Origin of the sequence: Serratia sp. HMSC15F11 (assembly GCF_001808215.1) — a bacterium.
GTDB lineage: Bacteria > Pseudomonadota > Gammaproteobacteria > Enterobacterales > Enterobacteriaceae > Serratia > Serratia nevei.
Map to the genome: position 1 here is coordinate 1 of NZ_KV792403.1, position 592 is coordinate 592.

Below are 592 nucleotides of genomic sequence, written 5' to 3' on the forward strand. Positions count from 1 at the left end.
CCGATCTATTTGAACTGCCCTATGATGGTGAAATCAAAGCCGCTAAAATACAGCGGCTTTTTACTGACTATTTTTTGATTGAGGAAGTGTTAAACGTAAAAGACTTCTCAATATCTTGATTGAATAACTGGGTGGACAGTCTTTCTATCTCGTTCTTATGTTTAGTTAATTCATCACTAAATTCAGGTTTTACTCCCATAGTTAAAATTTGCTTTGAAACATTGCAAAAATCTCTAAGTGTAGAGAAAAGTAATTGTACTTCTGTTGAGCTTTTTACTTTCCATCTTCTACATGATTGCAATTTGAATTTCAAAAGAAGTGTTTTATAAGCATAATCATCTACTTTGTTAGATACATCGTTGAAATTAAGTTGCCCCTTATTTGTAATTAAAACATCAAAGTACAATCTTATTAGTCCAGCAGCTATTTTATCACCCTCAGCCATCATGCTAATGACATGCTCGAAACCAGACTCATTTCTTTTTGTGCTTATCCAATCAGGTGCTTTCTTATAAGCCATATAGGCTACGAGTAAAGTACCGGCAGTACTTAAAGAGCTTATCCAATCAGTAATCATTTTCGTATCAAATCC

At 33.6% G+C, this 592-nt stretch carries 1 pseudogene; it reads right to left on the minus strand.

The window, feature by feature from the left end:
* Window positions 1-67 precede the first annotated feature (67 nt).
* Window positions 68-592, minus strand: a pseudogene (locus HMPREF3138_RS26130) (hypothetical protein); the annotation flags it as partial.